Origin of the sequence: Burkholderia sp. GbtcB21, assembly GCF_019091065.1 — a bacterium.
Lineage (GTDB): Bacteria > Pseudomonadota > Gammaproteobacteria > Burkholderiales > Burkholderiaceae > Burkholderia > Burkholderia pyrrocinia_C.
Window position 1 is genome coordinate 1 of record NZ_JAGXKA010000054.1, and the last position, 3,312, is coordinate 3,312.

Consider the following 3,312-nt stretch of genomic DNA (forward strand, 5'->3'; position numbering starts at 1 on the left):
GTTCCTCAAACTCGGTTGCTGCCTGATCTGCTGGAATACCCTCCGGCGCACTGAGCTGTCTTTATGAAACCGTCTCTTATACCCGAATTAAATCACCATCAGATCACAAGAACGTTACAAATTCTGCCAGTACATTTCCAATGAAACATTAGAAGGCTCTGGTGCAAATAGGCTGCCGGGATCGGTTAAAGTAGCAAACTCGACGAACTGGCAGCCGATAATGAGCAAGCGGAAAGGTGCAGAGAGGTTGTTCGACGGACGGCATTTTGATCGAGAGATCATTGTTCTGTGCGCGCGCCGGCACCTCCGCTACAAGCTCGATTGCGCGATCTGGTCGAGCGGGGACTGTCGCTGGCGCACACGACGATCATGCGTTCGGGGAACCGTTTTACACCGGAGTTCGTGAAACGCTGGAATCGTTTCGGGATACCCCTGTTCAATCGATAAGGTTTCCGGATCTATACGAAAGACCTTGGCCATAATGCCTATTTGCACCAGAACCAGGTTCTGCGCGCTTGCCTTTTCAAGCAGCAGGCTTTGAGCGGCAAACATATATAATAAGGAATAGAAGCGTGATGATGTCATCCCATGATAACTTCATAAATCGGCAATTCGTCTTTGGTGACTTCGTTTTGCATCAGGATGGAACCTTATCCCACAGAGAGCAACAGATCCGAATCCCGCCAAAGGAACTTTCCGTGTTGACGCTATTACTGGAAGCCGCGGGCGGGATTGTGGGCAAGGACGCATTACTCAATCGCGTTTGGCCTGATGGGGATGTCAATGAGGAGTCGCTCACCCGCTGCGTCTATTCATTGCGACGTTTGCTGATGGAAAGCAAGAGCTGTCGTTACATCGATACAATCTATGGCAAGGGATTCCGTTTCTGTCGCCCTGTCGCAACAGTGTCGCAACCTACGTCGCAAACCTCGCAGTGCTCAATCGCCGTGCTTCCTTTCCGCACTCATTCGCAATTTGACGCTGCCAACCTTCATCATGCCCTAGTCCAATGCCTATCACGCTACTCGCCGTTCGGTTTGATCGTGTTGCCGGCCGCCATCACGCAGAACTGCCATAATGCGGCAGACATCGTTGCATTGATAGATCAATTGACCCCCGACTACTACCTGGCGGGTCAAACCTGCCCCCACGGTGACGGCTGGAGGTTGCGAGTTGAGCTCGTACGCGCCGAAGGTCATCAATTGATTCATCATGAAAGCATCGAAGTCAGTCCCGATCAGCCCATCTCCATATTGCAAAACCAATTGGCCGCCTTGTTGTATCAGCGCATTCCCGGCCTGCGCTGGAACCACGGACAATTCAGCGAGCTAGGATCGCTGGATGCCGCCATTGTCTATCTAAACGGCCGGCATGAATTGCAGCAGCATACTCCATCCAGCCTGCGCCAGGCCTTGACTCTGCTGCGCCAATGCGTCGGCACCTGCCCGGCCCACGCTCTTCCCTACTGCAGCCTGGCGGAGTGCTATCTCGCGCTGGCCCAAATCGGCTTATTCGATCAGGAGCGCGCCTTCGCCCAAGCCCAGCAGGCCGTCAACAAAGCAATAGAACTCGATCCCAGCCACCCGCAGGCACTGGGGCTGCTGGCGTTACTGAGTAGCATGAACATGCAACAAACCGTTGCGGAGGCGCTGTTCAAACAAGCTTGGCTGCTGGAGCCGGACTCTGTCGATTTGCACTATTACCATGCTTGGCACTTGCTTCTGTCCGGCAACCTGCCCAAAGCTCTAAAAGCGCTGGATGCCTGTTTGGAGCGCGATCCTTCCCGAATCGCCGCCAGCATCCTCAAACTATTGCTGACTTATTTCGAGGGACGCCTGGATGAGGCGATTGCACTGGGCAAACGCCAGCTATGCCAATATGGGCAAAACCATCCGGTGTTACAAAGCTTATTGGCGCTTGTGCTCGCCATGCAAGGCGAATACGCCGATGCCGACTCGCTGGTGCAAACGGTGCGCGCCTCCGGGGAGGAGGCCGGCTTGCTCGCCGTCAACCATTGCTACATCGACTATCGCCATCGAGGCGAGACCGCACAAGCCACCGTGCAAGCCTTCTTGGCCAAGACTGACAGCCGCCACGTGCGTGCCGGCCTTCTGCCGCTGATCCTGGCAGCGCATGGCAAGGAAGCCGCCGTACAGCATTGGCGACAGTTGGAAGCCAATGGCTATATTTGGCGCAATGTTTGGCAGCATGACCCCCGAATCCGCGACCTGGCGCTTGAGGCACGGGATAACGATACAGAGGCCGCATGAAGCGCATCGCCTTCAGCCTGTTGCTTTTCACAGGCGTCGCGCGCGCCGACTGCTGGGAGCGCGCGGGGTCCATGTTCGGCATTGCGCCGGAGCTGTTGTACGCCATTGCCGAGCAAGAATCCTCGTTGAATCCCCACGCCGTTGGCCGCAACCGCGACGGCAGTCAAGACCTGGGGCTGATGCAGATCAACAGCCGCCATCTGCCGCGCCTGCGCCAGCTGGACATCAGCGAATCCCAGCTATTGAAAGACTCCTGCCTGTCAGTCATCGTCGGCGCATCCATTCTCTCCGAAATGATGAAACGCTACGGCTATTCATGGGAGGCGGTAGGCGCCTACAACGCAGGCACCGCGCCGGGCCGCCATGAGGTACGCATCCGCTACGCCAAGCAGGTTTGGCGGCGCTACCAGAGGCTGACGGCCGTGACCACTGACCGCCACTGAATCTGCGCAAGCGGCTGCCGGCGCTGTCGCAACGACGGCGCGCGTCAAGGTAGTTATATGAACGCCCCCGATGCGCCAGGTTTTCTTGCGTGTTGATTCGACAGGATGGGTTGCAGCCTCATTCGCTGCGGGCCCCGATGAGCGTTAGCTGCCCGATCTTCGCGTGCAACGATTTCAGATCAACCGGCGGCTCGTTCGACGGCGCACCGGCCGCGCCGAACACATCCGCCGCACGCTCCTGCAGTTGCCGCTTCCATTCCGTGATCTGGTTCGGGGGTACATCGAACTGCTGCGCCAGTTCGGCCAGCGTCCACTCACCCTTGACCGCCGCCAGGGCCACTTTCGCTTTGAACGACGCTGAATGCGTCCGTCGGGTTCTCTTCGTCATCTTTCCGGTTCCTTTGCCCGCATTATCGCTGGCGCTGGCCCCGGACATTCCACTGATATGACTTTCCGTGTCAAGCACGATCGGTTTTCAAGCTCTTTCCATAGGTGTTCGAATTTCCTGAGGCCGGCCAGTAATGACCCTGCCTCGATTCCACGTACAGCAAGAAGTTTGATAACTTTTTGCCTGTATGGAGAAGAACATGGCAGAGAAC

General features: G+C 56.6%; 2 protein-coding genes and 2 pseudogenes. 3 read left to right on the forward strand and 1 reads right to left on the reverse strand.

The window, feature by feature from the left end; all coding sequences use genetic code 11:
• Positions 1-220 precede the first annotated feature (220 nt).
• From KVT39_RS38260 to iagB, 3 genes and pseudogenes are all read left to right on the forward strand, one after another.
• Positions 221-423 (forward strand): annotated as a pseudogene (locus tag KVT39_RS38260) (IS6 family transposase); the annotation flags it as partial.
• A 152-nt stretch (positions 424-575) separates the two neighbouring features.
• Positions 576-2,270 (forward strand): HilA/EilA family virulence transcriptional regulator, encoded by a 1,695-nt coding sequence (locus KVT39_RS36180; RefSeq protein ID WP_217591401.1) that lies wholly within the window; start codon positions 576-578, stop codon positions 2,268-2,270.
• Positions 2,267-2,713 carry a type III secretion system invasion protein IagB gene (gene iagB / locus KVT39_RS36185; RefSeq protein WP_217591402.1) on the forward strand — a complete coding sequence of 149 codons (447 nt, stop codon included), beginning with the start codon at positions 2,267-2,269 and terminating at the stop codon, positions 2,711-2,713. Before KVT39_RS36180 ends, iagB begins: the two co-directional genes overlap by 4 nt.
• A gap of 139 nt (positions 2,714-2,852) precedes the next feature.
• Here iagB and KVT39_RS36190 read toward each other — a convergent pair.
• Positions 2,853-3,101: pseudogene (locus KVT39_RS36190) on the reverse strand (transposase); the annotation flags it as partial.
• Positions 3,102-3,312 lie beyond the last annotated feature (211 nt).